Consider the following 16,539-nt stretch of genomic DNA (forward strand, 5'->3'; position numbering starts at 1 on the left):
GTTGGGGCTTTCAATGTGCGCGGATGCCATAATTTGGCGAAGGCGCCTGCCGGGGCCACAAGCTCGAAGCAAGTCGGCGTGCTTAGCTCAATCACTGTCGCCAAGCGGAAACGAGTCCGCCAAGAACACCACAGATCCGCCGAGGGCTGCGCTGATACGGAGCTTGCCATGTCGATGAAGATGCATGTCGCCGAGGGAAAGCCCGGCCAGCTCGCCACGACCCATCAGCATTATTTCATCGAGCGGCCGTGTCGGATCCTCGTCATTGGCCAGCACCTGAAGGCAAAGACAAAGTATCGGTGCCTGTTGCGCCATATCTCGATTGCCGGCGCGATGCTCGACTTCAATGCGACGATCCCGCTGCCGAAACACTTCTTTCTCGAGATCGAGGGCTTCAAAGAGGAAATCGGCAGCTCCGAGGTCTACCGCGAAGGCACGGAACTAGGCGTGCGTTTCAACATGCTGCTCTCGCCGGATTTCCTGAGACGCCTGATCCGCATGCAGTTTTCCAGCGGCGGACTTTGATCTCTCCTCAAATCAAGCAAGCCCCGACATTAGATTTTTAGTGATCGATTTCAGGGGATTGCAAGTTTCTTCTGCAAAACTGATTCTAGCATCGGTGGAAATCGCCCACCGATATGATGTGGGACAAATGAATTGTCCGGGGTCCAGGAATGCGGTCAGAGGCTGATCGCTCCGTCCGACCCGGCACTGGCGGAGAAAGACGCATGCAGAACCAGACCATGTATTCCTGCGTCCCCTCGCCTTTTTACGAGCGGCGCTACGAGCGTTTCTCCATCGGGCACGCGGGCACGCTGACGGCCGTGCAGCCGGGTCTCGGCAATGTCTCGGTGCGGTCCTGCCGCATGATCGACATATCGCGCGGCGGCGCCAGCTTTGCCGTCGACACCAATATCGGCCTGCCGCAACATTATTATCTGCATATCGTCGGCACATCGCTTCGGATCGGCTGCGCCGAGGTCTATCGCAACGGCGAGCGCATCGGCGTCCAGTTCATCAAGCCGATCGAACAGACCCTGCTCAGGGAGATCATCCGGCAAGAGTTCTTCACCGGGCAGGTCAAGAACGCAAAGCCGCGGCGATAGGCGGGCAACGCACCGCGACGGAATTCAGCAGCTTTTCTTGCGGTAACGATTCCGAATTGCCGAAGCATGCGATAAGTTCCTCGCTACGTCATTCGAACGGGGCCCTATCTTCAGCATGTCCGCATTCTCTCGCTTCACGCCGCTCATCCAATCCCTTCCATCCACCATTCCCTTCGTCGGGCCGGAGGCGATCGAACGCCAGCGCGGCCGCGCGATCGCAGCGCGCATCGGCGCCAATGAAAGCGGCTTCGGTCCGGCCGAAAGCGTGCTTGCGGCGATCAGGGAAGCGGCCGGTGGAACCTGGAAATATGCCGACCCCGAGAACCACGACCTGAAGCAGGCGCTTGCTGCCACTCTCGGCACCACGCCAGCCAATCTCGCGATCGGCGAAGGCATCGACGGGCTGCTCGGCCAGATCGTCCGCATGGTCATCGAGCCGGGCATGCCGGTCGTCACCTCGCTTGGGGCCTACCCCACCTTCAACTATCACGTCGTCGGCCATGGCGGTCGGCTGGTCACGGTGCCCTACGCCGGCGACCGGGAAGATCTCGACGGCTTGCTGGCGGCGGTAAAGCGCGAAAACGCGCCGCTCGTCTATTTCGCCAATCCCGACAATCCGATGGGAAGCTGGTGGCCCGCCGATCGCATCGCCGAATTTGCGAGAGCCCTGCCCGAGACGACGCTTTTCATTCTGGACGAAGCCTATTGCGAAACGGCGCCGGTGAACGCGCTGCCGCCGATCGACGCTTTGATCGACATGCCAAACGTCGTGCGCACGCGCACGTTTTCGAAGGCCTACGGGCTTGCCGGTTCGCGGGTCGGGTATGTGATCTCCACGCCGGGCACGGCTCAGGCCTTCGACAAGATCCGCAACCATTTCGGCATGAACCGAATCGGGGTTGCCGCAGCAATCGCAGCACTTGCGGACCAGGGCTATCTGAAGGAAGTGACGGAAAAGATTGCTGCATCCCGGCAGCGCATTACGGCCATCGCCGTGGAGAGTGGCCTTGCGCCGCTCGGCTCGGCCACCAATTTCGTGGCGGTCGACTGCGGCCGGGACGCGGTTTACGCCCGCGCGATCGTCGATACCTTGATGAGCGACCACGGCATCTTCATCCGCATGCCGGGGGTAGCACCGCTTAATCGCTGCATCCGCATCAGCACCGGACCGGAAGCGGAGATGGCGCTGCTCGCGGCAGCCCTGCCCGCGGTTCTGAAGAAACTCGCCTGAGGCGGATTTCAAGTTCCGGCCGTTCCGCGGCGCCTTCGGGCGCCGCCCGTCCGATCAGTGAACGGTCATCCATTCGCGAGCGGCGCGCAGGGCCGCTGCGAGGTCCGACTTGCTCATCGTCATCGCCAGGTCGGCGCGCAGATCGACGGCGCGGTCGCAGCCCTTGATCGCCGCAATGTTCAGCCACTTGTGGGCGGCGACCAGATCGACCGGGCGTCCGTGGCCGGTCGCGTAGGCCAGACCCATGTCGCAAAAGATTTCCGCCTGGTTGTCACCACCCATCGCGGCATCCGAAGCAATCTGCATATCAAAGCGTGCCATTGTCGTGTCCCTGTCTTGCCTGGTTGGTTTTTCCGAAGCGGCCCGCCCGTTTGGGGCGGACCATGCTCCAGATCAGCACTTGTTTTTGGTCCCTGTTCGACCTTGCCTCTTTGCGGGCCTTTCCGAAGCGCGCCGTCTTTTGCGGTGTCGTCCTCGGTGGTTTGTCGGAGCGTTTCGTTCCGCTCGTCTTATGGCTTCATTATGCAGCAGGCGCTTCAATGGGCGCTTAAAATGCATGCTTAATTTGCGACAAACAAAGTTCAAACGCTTGGTAAACTTGAGTTTTTGTTAAACATCAGAAGGCCGGAAATCCGGCGCATTCGCCTCAAAATTTACGAAAAATTCAACCCGCGATTTCAACCAAACGCTAACCACGAAAAAGATCGGTACCAGCAAGGTCCGCGCAATTCCTTGCGCAAAAAGCGCTCAAAACCGGCCAGGAAAAGCAGCGAAAGCCGCGATTCGGCTTGTTTACCTTTACGTGCGCGTAAGCTATCGTGCCCGCGGCGGTGAGGAGACTGCCTTTTCATACGAGGACATCTAAAGCTGCCGGCGGAGCGGACCACGCCGGCAGCCTCGATCTGGAGGATAATAATGCTACGTACATTGCTCATCACCGCGACGCTGGCTCTCGGCGTTGCCGGAACGGCGGCGGCGGCGGAACCGATCGTCGGCAACTGGAAGACGGCGAGCGGCGCGACCGCAGAGATCGTTCCTTGCGGCGGCGCTTTCTGTGTGACGCTCAAGACCGGCAAGCACGCCGGCAAGCGCATCGGCAATCTCGCCGGCACAGGCGGCTCCTACTCCGGCGAAATCACCGATCCGGATACCGACAAGACCTACAGCGGCTCTGGAGCCGTCAACGGCAACTCGCTCAAGATGAAGGGCTGCGTGCTGAAGGTGCTGTGCAAATCGCAGACCTGGACGCGCCTCTAGAAGGGCGAGCATCGCAGACAAGGGGAGAGTTGAGGGCGGCCAATGGCCGCCCTTTTTGCATGGGAGCCAATCCTGCGCCGGCAATCAGAGCGTTTCACGACCGCCGTGCATCTTGGGCGCTGCTCAACCGAAGATGAACGCCAGATGAACGGACATCTCAGCATCAATTCAGTTTGGGTATGCGAAAACACACTCAATCGATTTGAACCTGCCTCCAAACAACGGACAGAACCATGGATATCCTCGCTCGGCGCCTCACCATCATCAGCCTTCTGATGGTCGTTTTCGCTGTCACTCTTGCCGCCGCAGTCAGCGCAGATACCGAACGTCGCCGCAGCAACACGTATCTTGGTTCGCTGACGGATTGCACCGCTCACACGGCGCAATACTGCCAGGCCAAGCTCTAACGCAGCAGGCCGACGCAAGTTCCAAGGCCCCAAACCGAAACCGATCACCTCGTGATCCGATGGAGAGACGAACATGCTGGCAGCACTTTCGACTTCCGCGTTTCTATCGCTGCGGGTGCTGGCACTCGCCAGCCTGCTGATGGCACCGGTCGGGGCGCTCGCTTACTCCAAGGCGAGCGGCAACGGCATCGGCAAGCAAGGCGCCGGCCTCGTCCTCTTCGTCACGCTGCAGCGCCAGGCCATGACCTGACGCACCGCGACGAACCGGAGCCATGAGTTGAAAAGGGCGCCCATTGCGCCCTTTTGTTTTGGTCGACTTGCGCATCAGCGCGCCGCTTTCCTATTCTTGTGCCTCAAGAGGATTCGTCAAAGCCAAGGCCGCCAGACCCCGAACCGATGCCCGCCTATCTCATCTACGCCCTCGCCGCCCTTGCCGAAATCGCCGGCTGCTTTGCCTTCTGGGCGTGGCTGAAGCTCGACAAGTCGGCCCTCTGGCTCGTTCCCGGCGTGGCGTCGCTGGCGCTCTTCGCCTGGCTGCTGACGTTGATCGACAGCGAGGCCGCGGGCCGTGCCTACGCGGCCTATGGCGGCGTCTACATCGCCGCGTCGCTGATCTGGCTCTGGCTGGCGGAAGGCGTCAAGCCGGACCGCTGGGATCTCACCGGCATGACCGTCGCGCTGATCGGCAGCGCGATCATCCTTGCCGGGCCGCGCTGAACCGCGCGCCCCAGATCGCCTCGCGGTTGTGAGCGCCGCCATCTTGTCGTTTGCTTGTCAGAAGCCGCAGCCTATAATGCGACATGAACAAGCGAATCTCTTCACACTCCGTGCTTTCCACCGCCACGCCCGAACCCTTCGAGCCGCAGTATTTCGATGATCCTGCGGCCGCTGTCGATTGCCTTGAGGCGCTTTACGAGCGCAACACCCGGTTCCTCTGCGAAGCCTTCGAGGGGTTGGGCAAGACCGACAAGCCGTTGACCCGCTATCGCGCCTGCTACCCGCAGGTCAGCATCGAAACGAGCAGCTTCGGCCATGTCGATTCCCGCCTCTCCTATGGTTATGTCAGCGCGCCCGGCGTCTACACGACGACGATCACGCGGCCGAAGCTCTTCCGGCACTATCTGAAGGAACAGCTCGGCCTGTTGACGCGCAACCACGGGCTCGGCGTCACCGTGTCGGAATCGGCCACCCCGATCCCGCTGCATTTCGCCTTTGGCGAAGGGGCCCATGTCGAGGCATCGGCAGCGAGCACCATCGACATCCCCTTGCGCGACCTGTTCGATGCGCCCGACCTGACGACCACGGACGACGAGATCGCCAACGGCTCCTACGAGCCGGGTCCGGGCGAACCGTCGCCGCTGGCGCCGTTCACGGCGCAGCGCATCGATTACTCGCTGGCGCGGCTCAGCCACTACACGGCAACGAACGCCAATCATTTCCAGAACTTCGTGCTTTTTACCAACTACCAGTTCTACATCGACGAGTTCTGCGCCTGGGCCCGCCAGCAGATGGCGGAAGGCGGTAACGGTTACACGGCCTTCGTCGAGCCCGGCAACATCATCACCCCGGCCGGGGCCGACAAGCCGGAGACGGACTTTACCCTTCCCCGGCTGCCGCAAATGCCTGCCTATCACCTGAAGAAGAAGGGCCACGGCGGCATCACCATGGTCAATATCGGCGTCGGCCCGTCCAACGCCAAGACGATCACCGACCATATCGCCGTGCTGCGCCCGCATGTCTGGCTGATGCTCGGCCATTGCGCGGGCCTCAGAAACAGCCAGCGCCTCGGCGACTACGTTCTTGCCCATGCCTATATGCGCGAGGATCACGTCCTTGATGATGACCTGCCGGTCTGGATCCCTCTGCCGGCACTCGCCGAGGTGCAGGTGGCGCTGCAGGATGCGGTGGCCGAAGTGACGGGCTACCGTGACTACGATCTCAAGCAGATCATGCGCACCGGGACCGTCGCCACCATCGACAATCGCAACTGGGAACTTCGCGACCAGCGCGGCCCGGTCAAGCGGCTCTCGCAGGCGCGCGCCATCGCGCTCGACATGGAATCGGCAACGATCGCCGCCAACGGCTTCCGCTTCCGCGTGCCCTATGGAACGCTGTTGTGCGTCTCCGACAAGCCGCTGCATGGCGAATTGAAGCTTCCGGGCATGGCGACAGCCTTCTACAAGACGCAGGTCAGCCAGCACCTGAAGATCGGCATCCTGGCACTGCAGAAGCTCGCGGCCATGCCGCCGGAAAAGCTGCACTCCCGCAAGCTCAGAAGCTTCTACGAAACCTCGTTCCAGTAACGGTCAAAACGTCGCTAGGGCACTGCGCCCAAGCCATCGCTCTAGCGACGTTTCCCCAGAACCATCGACAACAGCGTGCCCGCGACCGCGGACACGATGATCAGAAGATGCGCGTTGACGCCGGCCGTCGCGAGCAGTTCGAGACCCGCCTTGCCGGCGGGAGCGCCGAAGGAGACGGCACCGGCCGCGATCGCCGCGGGATAGGTGCCGACGCCGGCCGGCGCATGCATCGGCAGCACCGAGGAAAGCTCGCCTCCGAGCGCGCCGCCAAAGCAGGCGGCCAGCGGCGCGACCCCCATGAAGGCCAGCACCCAGGCAAGGACGATCACCTTGACCGCCCAGTTGAGGATGGTCATACCCCAGGCGCGCAGGAATGCGGCCAAGGTGCCCGGCAGGCCCGCCTCCAGTTCATCCACGATCGACTCAAGTCTTGTCGGCAGCAGCCGGCGCGCGAGCGCAATTGCACGATCCTTGAGGAGAAAGAAGAGAAGCGGCGAGCCGAGCGCCGCAAACCAGATGACCCAGAGCGCGATCGACCCTCTGCCGAAGACGAGCCCGACGACAGCGACGACAAGGAGCGCATGCAGGTCGAGCAGGCGCATGACGAGCAAAGCGGCCGTGCCCCTGGCGAGCGGAACGGAAAACTCCGAACGCATCAGCAGCGGAAAGCTGGTCTCGCCGGCGCGAAACGGCAGCATGATGTTCAGGAGATTGTGGACCTGCGTGACGCGAAAGAGCGGCAGGAAGCGGCCCGAGGTTTCGTTCGGGAAGTAGTCATAGATGCGATAGCAGCGGATGAAGTAGGTCGCGATGAGAAGCACGAGGGCCGAAAATGCGGCGCTGAGGCCGATTTCCGACCATTGGCGCAGCAGTGCCGGCCATCCCCAGAACCATTCGACAAAGGCCGCATAGGCCGCAATGGCGCCCGCCGACAGCAATGTCATCCGGTTGCGGACGAGCCAGGATCGCCGGTCAGGCTCGCAATCCGATATCATCAGGCCTCGATTTCCCGTGTTGAAGGGCAAGATTGAACGTTGGTTATCACTGATAACTATGCAAGAAAACGATTATGTAAGCACAGTCCAATCCCTGCGGCAGCGCGAGCGCCGCATGTATGAGCGGTTCCCATGCATTCTATCGAACTATCCGTCGTCATTCCCGTGTTCAACGAAGAAGACAGCATTCAACCGCTCATCACGCGGGTCCGTGATGCGCTTGCAAGTTTTCCGTCCCCCTGGGAACTGATCCTCATCGACGATGGCAGCACCGACCGAACGCTCGTGAATGCAAGGCGGGCTCTTTCCGATCCGGGCCTCGACCTCAAGATCGTCGAGCTGCAGAAAAACTTCGGGCAGACGGCCGCCATGCAGGCTGGCATCGACGCCGCCGCCGGCCGCCTGATCGCCACACTCGACGGCGACCTGCAGAACGATCCGGCCGATATTCCCGAGATGGTCGCGGCGATCGAGGAACGGCAGCTCGACCTGCTCGTCGGCTGGCGAAAGAACCGGCAGGATGGCCTCCTGCTTCGCAAGATCCCGTCCTGGTGCGCCAATCGCCTGATCGGCAAGATCACCGGCGTCAGGCTTCACGACTATGGCTGCAGCCTGAAGGTCTATCGCGCGTCGATCATCAAGCAGGTGAAGCTGATGGGGGAAATGCACCGCTTCATCCCCGCCTGGGTCGCGGGCGTCGTGCCGAGCAGCCGCATCGGCGAGATGCCGGTCACCCATCACGCGCGGCAGCACGGCCAGTCCAAGTATGGGATCTCGCGAACCTTCCGGGTGATCCTCGACCTTCTGTCAGTGCTGTTCTTCATGCGCTACAAGGCGCGCCCGGGACATTTCTTCGGCTCGATCGGCCTTGCAGCGGGGGCACTCAGCGGGCTGATCCTGCTCTATCTCGGCTTCGACAAGTTCATTCTCGGCAACGATATCGGAACCCGGCCGCTGCTGATCGTCGGCGTCATGCTGTTCCTGTCCTCCGTGCAGCTCATCACCACGGGCATTCTCGCGGAGATGATGGCGCGCACCTATTTCAGCGACGACGGCACCACCAACTACATCGTGCGGCAGGTGTTCGAGCGGGACGAGACCGATGCTTGAGGTCGTCAACCGCCGGCCGAACCTGGTCATTGCACTGATTGCGGGCTACTTCCTGCTTTGCATCGCGCTCAGGCTATCCGCCTCGACGTCGCTTGAGATCGACGAGTCCGAGCAGGCCTTCGTCTCGCAGTTCCTGATGCTCGGCTACGGTTCGCAGCCGCCCTTCTACAATTGGCTGCAGTATGGCCTGACCGCGCTTTTCGGCCCGTCCGTCGCAACGATAACGGTGCTCAAGAACGGCCTGCTGTTCCTCTGTTGCCTCTTCTTCGGCCTGGCCTCACGCGAGGTCCTCGTCGACCGGCGCCTTGCGGCAAGCACGACGATAGGCATCCTGGCTCTTCCGCCCATCTTCCTGCTTGCCCAGCGCGACCTCTCGCACACGGTCGCCGCGCTGTTTGCCGTCTCCCTGTTCCTGTACGCCTTCCTGCGCACCATGACCCGGCCGACGCTCTTTGCCTATGCGCTCACGGGCGTGGCCGTCGGGCTCGGCGTCATCTCGAAGTACAATTTCGTGCTTGTTCCCGCCGCCGCGATCATCGCGATCCTGCCGGAGCCGAAGCTTCGCGCCCGGCTGTTCGACTGGCGCATCCTCGTCGCGATCGCCGTCTGCGCGCTGATTGCTCTGCCGCACGGAACCTGGATCCTTCAAAATATCGGCGCCGCATCGAGCAATACCTTCAAGGAAATGGGAACGGCGCAGGACGCAGGCTTCGCGTCGAAGGCGCTCAAGGCGCTGGTCGCGCTTGCTGCCGCGACGCTGCGCGGCTCCGCGATCATCCTCGTCGTCTTCGCCGTCGTGTTTCGCAAGGACCTGCCGGCGATCTGGCGCGCAGACAGCCTCTGGGCTCGCGTCGTCGGGCGCATGCTCGTCATTTGTCTCGGTGCCGTCCTCGTCATCATGCTCGTCGCCGGCGCCACCCATATGCGGGAAAAGTGGCTGGTTCTCTTCCTTGCCCTGCTGCCGCTCTACCTGGCTCTCAAGGTCGAGGCGTCCGGCGTCGACACGACCCGCAGCGTCCGCCCCATCGTGCTGATGATCGGCTTCGTGATCGTGACGACGCTGGTGGTGGTTTCCACCCGCGCCGTCGTCCGCCCGTGGATCGGCAAGGTTTCGAGATTGAGCATTCCCTATAGCACGCTCGTCGACACCATCGTTCAGCAGCAGGGACAAGAACCCGCAATGGTTCTGGCCGCGAACAAGCAGGTGGCCGGCAATCTGCGCACGCGTCTGCACGGGGCCAAGGTTTTCGTGCCGGGCAACAGCAGCAGCCCTGCGATCGACCATCTTGCCGGACCGCTTCTCGTTGTCTGGAGCGAGGACGGCAAGGCCGGCACGCCGCCGGCGCAACTCGTCGACACGCTGAAATCGCTGGGCGTGCCGGAAACCGCGCTCAGCCCGCAGCAGCTAACCCTGCCCTATCTCCACGGCACGCTCGAGGATCGCTACGGTTTCGGCTACTTCTGGATCGACGATCCGTCACGATCCGCGCCGACGAGCAGCTTGAGTTCGCCGGGGTGAATGCGAAGCGCGACGTCGCGGCCCATGGGCAGAAGTTCGCCATCTATGACGCAGTTGATCCTGCGCTCGACCTTCGGGAAATGCAGATCGAGCGCGTGGCCGTTCATGGCCGTGATCAGCGGGCTGTCACGAAACTTGCCGCGCATCACATCAAGCGCGAGCTTGGCGACACCCGGCGGGCTCAGGGGCGGCGCCGTGTAAAAGCCGAGATGGCCGGCAGTCACGTCGTCGGCATACATCAGGGTATCGCGGCCGAACGGGTTGTTGGACACCGAGACCGCCGAGACATGGCGGCTCTCCTTGTGACCATCGACATCGAACTCGATCTCGAAATCCGGAGGGTTGAGAATCACCCCGACCGCAGCACGGGTGCTGGCGGCGATCTTTCCCGCCCTTGAGCGAAAACTGTAGGATTCGCGGTAGCGCACCATGCGCGCATGCAGCCCCATGGAAAACTGATGCACGAAGGCACGGCCATCGGCGCTGCCGATGTCACCGTCGATGATCACGCCACGCGCCAGCACTTCCGGCACTTTCCAGATATCGAGCGGCAGTTTTAGCGTGCGGGCGAAGAGGTTCATCGTTCCGGCAGGAACGACGCCGAGCGGCATGCGGTTCTTCCAGGCCACACCAGCGGCAGCCGAAATCGTGCCGTCGCCTCCGCCGGCAAGAATGGCATCGAGGTCGTCGCGACGGCATGTCCGCTCCAACGCATCTTGCATTTCGCTTCCGGAGACCGCCGCAATCTCGATCTCGTGCCCCGCGGCGTGGAAGACGTCTTCGACCTTCTGGCCATAGGCGGCCATGTCCGTCGTGCGGAACGTTCCGCCGTCGCGATTGAAGATTGCCTTGATTTTCATGAACGGGTCATCGGCTCCATCGCCGCGGCAATGCGGCTCACCGCGATCAGATAAGCGCGATCGCGGCCAATTCCAGAACCTTACCGAAACTTAACGGGAGCGCCGGCCCCTTCGCCCGTTCCATCGCAGCGGCACAATGGAAGCCGAAAGGCTCAGGCTGCGCAACGCTCATCGCGGTTCGGGCAACTTCAGCGGTCCACCCGTCTTGATCGAGCGGATCGCGAAATTGGACCGGATGTCCGTCACGCCGGGCAAGGCCAGCAGCGTCTCGGTCAAGAGCTTCTCGTAGGCAGGCAGATCCTCGACGACGACCTCGGCGAGGAAATCGGCATTGCCCGAGATCAGGAAGCAGGACACCACCTCGGGGATGGCGAGCAGTGCCTCCTGCTGCTGCTGCGCGTTCTCGCGGCTATGGCGCCCGACCTTGATTTCGACGAAGACGGTGAGCCCGAGGCCGGCTTCCTTACGATCGATGTCGGCTCTGTAGCCACGCAGGATGCCGGATTTTTCCAGGTTGCGGATGCGCCGCAGGCAGGGTGACGGCGAAAGATTGACCTTTTCGGCAATCTCGACGTTCGTTGCGCGCGCGTCCTCCTGAAGGATTCTAAGGATGGCGAGGTCGAATTTATCGATACTTGGCATTTTTACAAACTTCAGTGGTTGTTATTGGCACATTGTTGCTGACGATAGTCTATTTCAGGCACAAATCGCAAGGACATGCCCCGCTATCAGAGCGTAATCTTCCTTCCAGACCCAAAAGCCTCTCAGGTATCCAATTCGGGAAGGAAATTCAAATGGTTGCGCTCGCTCTCGATCGCGGCAATACGACGTCTGTCGCCGCCGGCTACGCCGGCGCCTTCATAACGGTCCTCATCTGGGCGGGCTGGATTCTCGCGACGCGCCATTCCGCCGGCACCGCGCTTGGCACGATCGATCTCGGCCTGATCCGCTACGGCGTGCCTGCGCTCCTTCTTGCACCGGTCTGGCTGAAGACCGGGCTCCTGCCGCGCAAGCTGCCGATCCTGCTGCTCGTCCTGATGGTCGCAGGCTCCGGCGCCCTGTTCTTCCAGGTTTCGGCCTACGCAATCCACGCGGTTCCCGCCTCCTCTGTCGGCGTTCTCCTCGGGGGCTCGATGCCGCTTGCCACCGCGCTCATCGGCATCACGGTCTTCGGCGAGCGGCCAGACCGGATGCGGGTGCTCGGCTTTGCCGCAATCCTTTGCGGCGTCGCCATTCTGTTGGCGCGCAGCCTCGGCAGTGGGGCATCGTCGGGCTGGAGCGGTTACGCGCTGCTTCCGGCGGCAGCGACACTCTGGGCGATCTATACCCACGCCTTCCGCCGCTCCGGCCTCAGCCCGCTGCAGGGAAGCGCCCTGATCGCCATCTGGTCGTTCCTGATCCATCTGGGCCTTGCCGCCTGTTTCGGCAGCACCCTTGCCAGCGTTCCGGTCGAGGAGATCGCCTTGCAGGTCACCAGCCAGGGTATCCTGTCCGGCCTCGTCGCCATGGTGGCCTACGGCTTTGCCGTGAAGAGCCTCGGCAGCACGCAGGCCGCCGCCTTCACGGCGCTGACCCCTGTTCTCGCGATGATCGGCGGCGCCATCATTCTTGGCGAACAGATCGGCCCCTTCGAGATCCTCGCCGCGGTCGTCACCGCTACCGGCGTCGCGCTTTCGACCGGCATTCTCTCGTCCAGGGCCTGAACGACGCCCCTAAGATAGAAAGGCCCCGGGGCGTGTCCGCTCCGGGGCCTTCTCTGTTTCAAAGGCAGGCTCAGCCGTGAATGATCTCGCGGTGCTTCTGCAGGCGGTGGCCATAGGCCTGGCTGACGCGATCGAAGATGATGGCGATGCCGACGATCGCAAGGCCGTTGAAGATGCCGAGCGTGAAGTACTGGTTGGCGATCGCCTTCAGCACCGGCTGGCCGAGGCCCTGAACGCCGATCATCGAGGCGATGACCACCATGGCAAGCGCCATCATGATCGTCTGGTTGATGCCGGCCATGATCGTCGGCAGAGCAAGCGGCATCTGCACGTTCTTGAGCTTCTGCCAGGCGGAGGATCCGAAGGCGTCCGCCGCCTCCAGCACATCCTTGTCGACGAGCCGGATGCCGAGGTTTGTCAGACGGATCATCGGCGGGATCGCGTAGATCACCACGGCGATCAGCCCCGGAACCTTGCCGATGCCGAGCAGCATCACGACCGGGATCAGATAGACGAAACTCGGCATGGTCTGCATGACGTCGAGAATCGGATTGACGATATTCTGAAACCGATCCGATCGGGACATGACGATGCCAATCGGTATGCCGATGGCGATCGACAGGACGGTACAGACGAAGATCATCGAGACCGTCTTCATCGTGTCGTCCCACATGTCGAAGTAGCCGATCAGCAGGAGCGTGCCGATGCAGCCGGCGACGATCTTCCAGTTGCGGCTTGCCACCCAGGCGATGAAAGCGATCAAGATCAGGATGATCGGCCAGGGCGTCTTCGTCATGAAACGCTCGGACTGGATGAGGAAAAACTGCAGCGGCTCGAAGAACCCCTCGATCGCATCGCCATAGGCGCGCGTGAAGCCGCGAAACCCTTCGTCGATCGCCTTTTTCAGCGCCCTCAGGCTTTCGTCGTCCATATGCGGAAACTGGGTCAACCAGTCCATTCCAATTCCCCTTCACATCTTCCCGGCCGCGATTGTTGTTTTGCTGTTGCCGGACATCGAACATGAGGCGGCGCAAGGACTGCGCCGCCATGGTTCAAACGCTCGCGATCAGAGCGCGGCCTTCACCTTCTCGGCGACTTCAGGGGAAACCCACGGGGTCCAGATATCGGGGTTCTCCTGCAGGAAGTGCTTGGCGCCCTCCTCGCCGCTCGCCTGGTTGTCGGTCATCCAGGCCATCAGCTTGTTGACCGTGTCGTTGGTCCAAGCACGCTTGTTGAGATAGTCCATGGCCGGGCCGGCGCGATCGGCAAAGGCCTTGGTCACCAGCGTCTGGACCTTGTCCTTCGGCCAGTCGTTCTTCTTCGGATCCGGGCAGTCGGCAACGGTGTTGCAGCGCTTCCACTCGGCCGCATCCGCTTCGACGCCATGGCCGAGCTTCACCATCTCGTATTTGCCGAGAAGTGCAGTCGGCGCCCAATAGTAGCCGACCCAGCCCTGCTTGCGCTCATAGGCCTTGGCGATCGAGCCATCGAGGCCTGCGGCCGAGCCGGTATCGACCAGCGTGAAGCCGGCGGCTTCACCGCCATAGGCCTTGTAGAGCTGCGTCGTCACCACCGTGCCGCCCCAGCCCTGCGGGCCATTGAAGACGGCGCCCTTGCCCGCGTCTTCCGGATCCGGGAACAGCTCCTTGTGCTTCAGGGCGTCATCGATCGTCTTGATGTCGGGATTGGCGTCGACGATGTACTTCGGCACCCACCAGCCCTGGACGGCACCATCGGAAAGCGCCACGGCGGCGCCGACGAGCTTGCCTTCCTCGAGACCGCGGTTGACGACGTCAGGAAGCAGGTCGACCCAGCCTTCCGGCGCCACATCCGGCTGCCCCTTCTCGATCATCGAGGTGATCGTCGGCACCGTGTCGCCTACCACCAGGTCGGCATTGCAGCCGTAGCCTTCCGTCAGGATGATCTTGTCGACACTCGCCAGCACCTCGGCGCTCTGCCAGTTCATGTTGGCGATCGTCACGTCGCCGCATTCGGCGGCCGAAGCGGCGCCGGCAAGGCCAAGGAGGCCGGCGGCCAGGCAGGTGGTTGCAAGAAGCTTCTTCATTTCCGTTCCCTTGTTTTGGCGGTGCATCCCGTCGCACTGCCGATCTCACCGCGGGGATCGACAGCGTCACAGGGCTCGGTCCAACTCAACACAACAGGGACCGAGAGGCCTGCAGATCCGTCGGTTTCAAGCCGATGACACCATGAAAGCTAACGGGCTTTTCCGGCAAGGACTTTCCCATTTGCGTCAACGCGTGCCTTTACTAATGTTTGAATATGGTTGAGGCCGGCGTCAGGACGACTTGCTGCGCTGATAGTAACGCGACACGCGGATCCGGTTTCCGCAACGCGCCGCCGAGCACCAGCGCCGCCGGGCGTTGTTGCCGACGAACAGCATGACGCAGTCGTCCGCCTCGCATTTGCGGATCAGCCGGCCTCCCGCCCCCGCCAGGAGCGCCGCCGCATCCTCCGCAAGGAAAGCTGCGAGGCGCACGGCCGTTGATCCTTCCCTGCGGCTGCCAAGCGTTGGCGGGTCGCCCCAGTCGAGCTGGCGGATGGCGGGTGCCGCGCGGATTGCGGCATTGAGCCCCTCTACGGCTGTCGCAGGCACATCAAGCCCACGCATCTGACGGTCGATGGCTGTCGCCACATGGTCGCGAACGGCATGGATGAGCCTCAGATCGGCGGCCGAGATCGAGGCGGTCTCTGGCGAAAACACCTCTGAAAGGCGATCCTTCTCCAGTTCCAGCCAGGCTTGCAGCCCTTTGCCATCGGCGATCAGGTCGACGATTTCCGCCGAAACCTGCGGTCGCGTGTTGACGAGATCGAGCGCCAACGGCTCCCCGACGAACGGCGTCACATCCATTTCGACCCCATGCGCTTCTAATGTCTATTTTTATAATTGACACATTAGTTCAGCCGATGCAATTCTAATGCATAAATTTAGAAACAAGGAGTGTTAAATGCCCATCGCTCGCATTCCAGTCATTCGTCATCGCTCCATTGATATCGACGGTGTCCGTCTGTTCTACCGGGAAAGCGTACCGAACAACGCAGACGCTCCCATCGTTCTGCTCTTGCACGGTTTTCCGTCCTCGTCGCATCAGTACCGCCGCCTGATGGATGCGCTCGGCAACGATTACCGATTGGTCGCGCCTGACTATCCGGGGTTCGGCCACAGCGACGCGCCTGCCTCCGCCACCTCGGGCGGCCGCTTCACCTACAGCTTCGACCGGCTGGCGGATTTGGTAGAGGGCTTTGTCGAGGCGCTGAAACTCCGGCGGTTCATGCTCTACGTCTTCGACTTCGGCGCACCGGTCGGCTTCCGGCTCGCCACTCGCCGTCCGGAATTGATCGCCGGACTGATCGTACAGAACGGCAACGCCTACCACGAAGGCCTGTCGGAGGCTGCACAAGGCTTCATTGCGCTCACGCCAGACGACGTCGACGCCGGCGTCAGGATCGAACAGCTGCTGACGCTGGAAATGACCCGCGCGCAATACGAAGGCGGCACGAGCGACCCCGAGCGCATCGCGCCGGACGGCTGGACGATGGACCAGCATTTCCTCGATCTTCCGGAACGACGCCAGGCGCAATACGACCTGTTCTTCGACTACAAGAGCAACCTTGCGCGCTATGCCGAGTGGCAGGAATGGCTCCGGCGCGATCGCCCGCGGACATTGATTGCCTGGGGCAGGAACGACCCCTTCTTCACCGAGCCTGGCGCCCGTGCATTTCTGCGCGACGTACCGGAGGCAGAGCTGCACCTCTTTGATACCGGCCACTTCGCCCTGGAAGAATTCCTGCCCGAGATTGCGCCGCTGATCGCCGACTTCATCGATCGGACCTGGTAGCGCGGCCATAAAACGAAGCGGCGCCGGAGACTATCTCCGGCGCCGCTTCGTTGTTATCTCGGGAACTCTGCCGAACCTTACATGTTCGGATAGACCGGGCCTTCGCCCGCTTTGCTCACGGAGGTCCGTGCGGCCCGCCTGCCGAACCTTACATGTTCGGATAGACCGGGCCTTCGCCTCCTTGTGGCGGC

19 protein-coding genes are annotated in these 16,539 nt (G+C 62.2%); 12 read left to right on the plus strand and 7 right to left on the minus strand.

The window, feature by feature from the left end; all coding sequences use genetic code 11:
- Positions 1–168: 168 nt before the first annotated feature.
- The 3 genes from C1A35_RS19470 (at position 169) to C1A35_RS19480 (ending at position 2,337) form a co-directional block, all read left to right on the plus strand.
- Positions 169–525, plus strand: coding sequence for a hypothetical protein (locus tag C1A35_RS19470; protein WP_077961844.1), 357 nt, complete (start codon positions 169–171; stop codon positions 523–525).
- A 203-nt stretch (positions 526–728) separates the two neighbouring features.
- The gene (locus C1A35_RS19475; RefSeq protein ID WP_104665882.1) at positions 729–1,106 is read left to right on the plus strand and encodes a PilZ domain-containing protein; all 378 of its coding nucleotides are present in this window, start codon (positions 729–731) and stop codon (positions 1,104–1,106) included.
- A 115-nt stretch (positions 1,107–1,221) separates the two neighbouring features.
- Positions 1,222–2,337 (plus strand): pyridoxal phosphate-dependent aminotransferase, encoded by a 1,116-nt coding sequence (locus C1A35_RS19480; protein WP_104665883.1) that lies wholly within the window; start codon positions 1,222–1,224, stop codon positions 2,335–2,337.
- 54 nt (positions 2,338–2,391) lie between these two features.
- Here C1A35_RS19480 and C1A35_RS19485 read toward each other — a convergent pair whose 3' ends face one another.
- A complete protein-coding gene (locus tag C1A35_RS19485) occupies positions 2,392–2,658 on the minus strand; it encodes a sel1 repeat family protein (protein ID WP_104665884.1) in 267 nt (88 codons plus the stop codon).
- Between the two features lie 594 nt (positions 2,659–3,252).
- Between C1A35_RS19485 and C1A35_RS19490 the strand changes: the two genes are divergently transcribed.
- From C1A35_RS19490 to C1A35_RS19510, 5 genes are all read left to right on the plus strand, one after another.
- A complete protein-coding gene (locus C1A35_RS19490) occupies positions 3,253–3,594 on the plus strand; it encodes a DUF2147 domain-containing protein (RefSeq protein ID WP_104665885.1) in 342 nt (113 codons plus the stop codon).
- A gap of 233 nt (positions 3,595–3,827) precedes the next feature.
- A complete protein-coding gene (locus tag C1A35_RS19495; RefSeq protein ID WP_034804185.1) occupies positions 3,828–4,001 on the plus strand; it encodes a hypothetical protein in 174 nt (57 codons plus the stop codon).
- A 73-nt stretch (positions 4,002–4,074) separates the two neighbouring features.
- A complete protein-coding gene (locus C1A35_RS19500) occupies positions 4,075–4,251 on the plus strand; it encodes a hypothetical protein (protein WP_179119521.1) in 177 nt (58 codons plus the stop codon).
- Between the two features lie 146 nt (positions 4,252–4,397).
- Positions 4,398–4,718 carry a YnfA family protein gene (locus C1A35_RS19505; protein WP_104665886.1) on the plus strand — a complete coding sequence of 107 codons (321 nt, stop codon included), beginning with the start codon at positions 4,398–4,400 and terminating at the stop codon, positions 4,716–4,718.
- 83 nt (positions 4,719–4,801) lie between these two features.
- Complete coding sequence (locus C1A35_RS19510) at positions 4,802–6,304, plus strand: AMP nucleosidase (protein ID WP_077961848.1); 1,503 nt, start codon at positions 4,802–4,804, stop codon at positions 6,302–6,304.
- 41 nt (positions 6,305–6,345) lie between these two features.
- On the opposite strand, the gene C1A35_RS19515 is transcribed toward C1A35_RS19510, so the two are convergent.
- Complete coding sequence (locus tag C1A35_RS19515) at positions 6,346–7,299, minus strand: lysylphosphatidylglycerol synthase domain-containing protein (protein WP_104665887.1); 954 nt, start codon at positions 7,297–7,299, stop codon at positions 6,346–6,348.
- A gap of 132 nt (positions 7,300–7,431) precedes the next feature.
- On the opposite strand from C1A35_RS19515, the gene C1A35_RS19520 reads away from it, so the two are divergent.
- Entirely contained in the window at positions 7,432–8,409 is a 978-nt protein-coding gene (locus C1A35_RS19520; RefSeq protein WP_104665888.1) for a glycosyltransferase family 2 protein, read from the plus strand.
- Positions 8,402–9,928, plus strand: coding sequence for an ArnT family glycosyltransferase (locus C1A35_RS19525; RefSeq protein WP_104665889.1), 1,527 nt, complete (start codon positions 8,402–8,404; stop codon positions 9,926–9,928). The genes C1A35_RS19520 and C1A35_RS19525 overlap by 8 nt, the downstream gene beginning before the upstream one ends.
- On the opposite strand, the gene C1A35_RS19530 is transcribed toward C1A35_RS19525, so the two are convergent.
- Both C1A35_RS19530 and C1A35_RS19535 read right to left on the minus strand, forming a co-directional pair.
- Positions 9,865–10,788 (minus strand): diacylglycerol/lipid kinase family protein, encoded by a 924-nt coding sequence (locus tag C1A35_RS19530; protein WP_104665890.1) that lies wholly within the window; start codon positions 10,786–10,788, stop codon positions 9,865–9,867. The genes C1A35_RS19525 and C1A35_RS19530 overlap by 64 nt on opposite strands.
- A 168-nt stretch (positions 10,789–10,956) precedes the next feature.
- A complete protein-coding gene (locus C1A35_RS19535; protein ID WP_104665891.1) occupies positions 10,957–11,430 on the minus strand; it encodes an Lrp/AsnC family transcriptional regulator in 474 nt (157 codons plus the stop codon).
- A 152-nt stretch (positions 11,431–11,582) separates the two neighbouring features.
- On the opposite strand from C1A35_RS19535, the gene C1A35_RS19540 reads away from it, so the two are divergent.
- Positions 11,583–12,491: a DMT family transporter gene (locus C1A35_RS19540; protein WP_104665892.1), complete on the plus strand. Its 909-nt coding sequence runs from the start codon at positions 11,583–11,585 to the stop codon at positions 12,489–12,491.
- A 70-nt stretch (positions 12,492–12,561) separates the two neighbouring features.
- On the opposite strand, the gene C1A35_RS19545 is transcribed toward C1A35_RS19540, so the two are convergent.
- The 3 genes from C1A35_RS19545 to C1A35_RS19555 form a co-directional block, all read right to left on the minus strand.
- Entirely contained in the window at positions 12,562–13,449 is an 888-nt protein-coding gene (locus tag C1A35_RS19545) for an ABC transporter permease (RefSeq protein WP_060522087.1), read from the minus strand.
- 108 nt (positions 13,450–13,557) lie between these two features.
- Entirely contained in the window at positions 13,558–14,556 is a 999-nt protein-coding gene (locus C1A35_RS19550) for an ABC transporter substrate-binding protein (RefSeq protein WP_104665922.1), read from the minus strand.
- Between the two features lie 231 nt (positions 14,557–14,787).
- On the minus strand, positions 14,788–15,360 hold the full coding sequence (locus C1A35_RS19555) for a CGNR zinc finger domain-containing protein (RefSeq protein ID WP_104665893.1): 573 nt from the start codon (positions 15,358–15,360) through the stop codon (positions 14,788–14,790).
- A gap of 97 nt (positions 15,361–15,457) precedes the next feature.
- Here C1A35_RS19555 and C1A35_RS19560 point away from each other — a divergent pair, with 97 nt between their 5' ends.
- Positions 15,458–16,348, plus strand: coding sequence for an alpha/beta fold hydrolase (locus C1A35_RS19560; RefSeq protein WP_104665894.1), 891 nt, complete (start codon positions 15,458–15,460; stop codon positions 16,346–16,348).
- Positions 16,349–16,539 lie beyond the last annotated feature (191 nt).

Origin of the sequence: Ensifer adhaerens (genome assembly GCF_002940685.1) — a bacterium.
GTDB lineage: Bacteria > Pseudomonadota > Alphaproteobacteria > Rhizobiales > Rhizobiaceae > Ensifer > Ensifer adhaerens_E.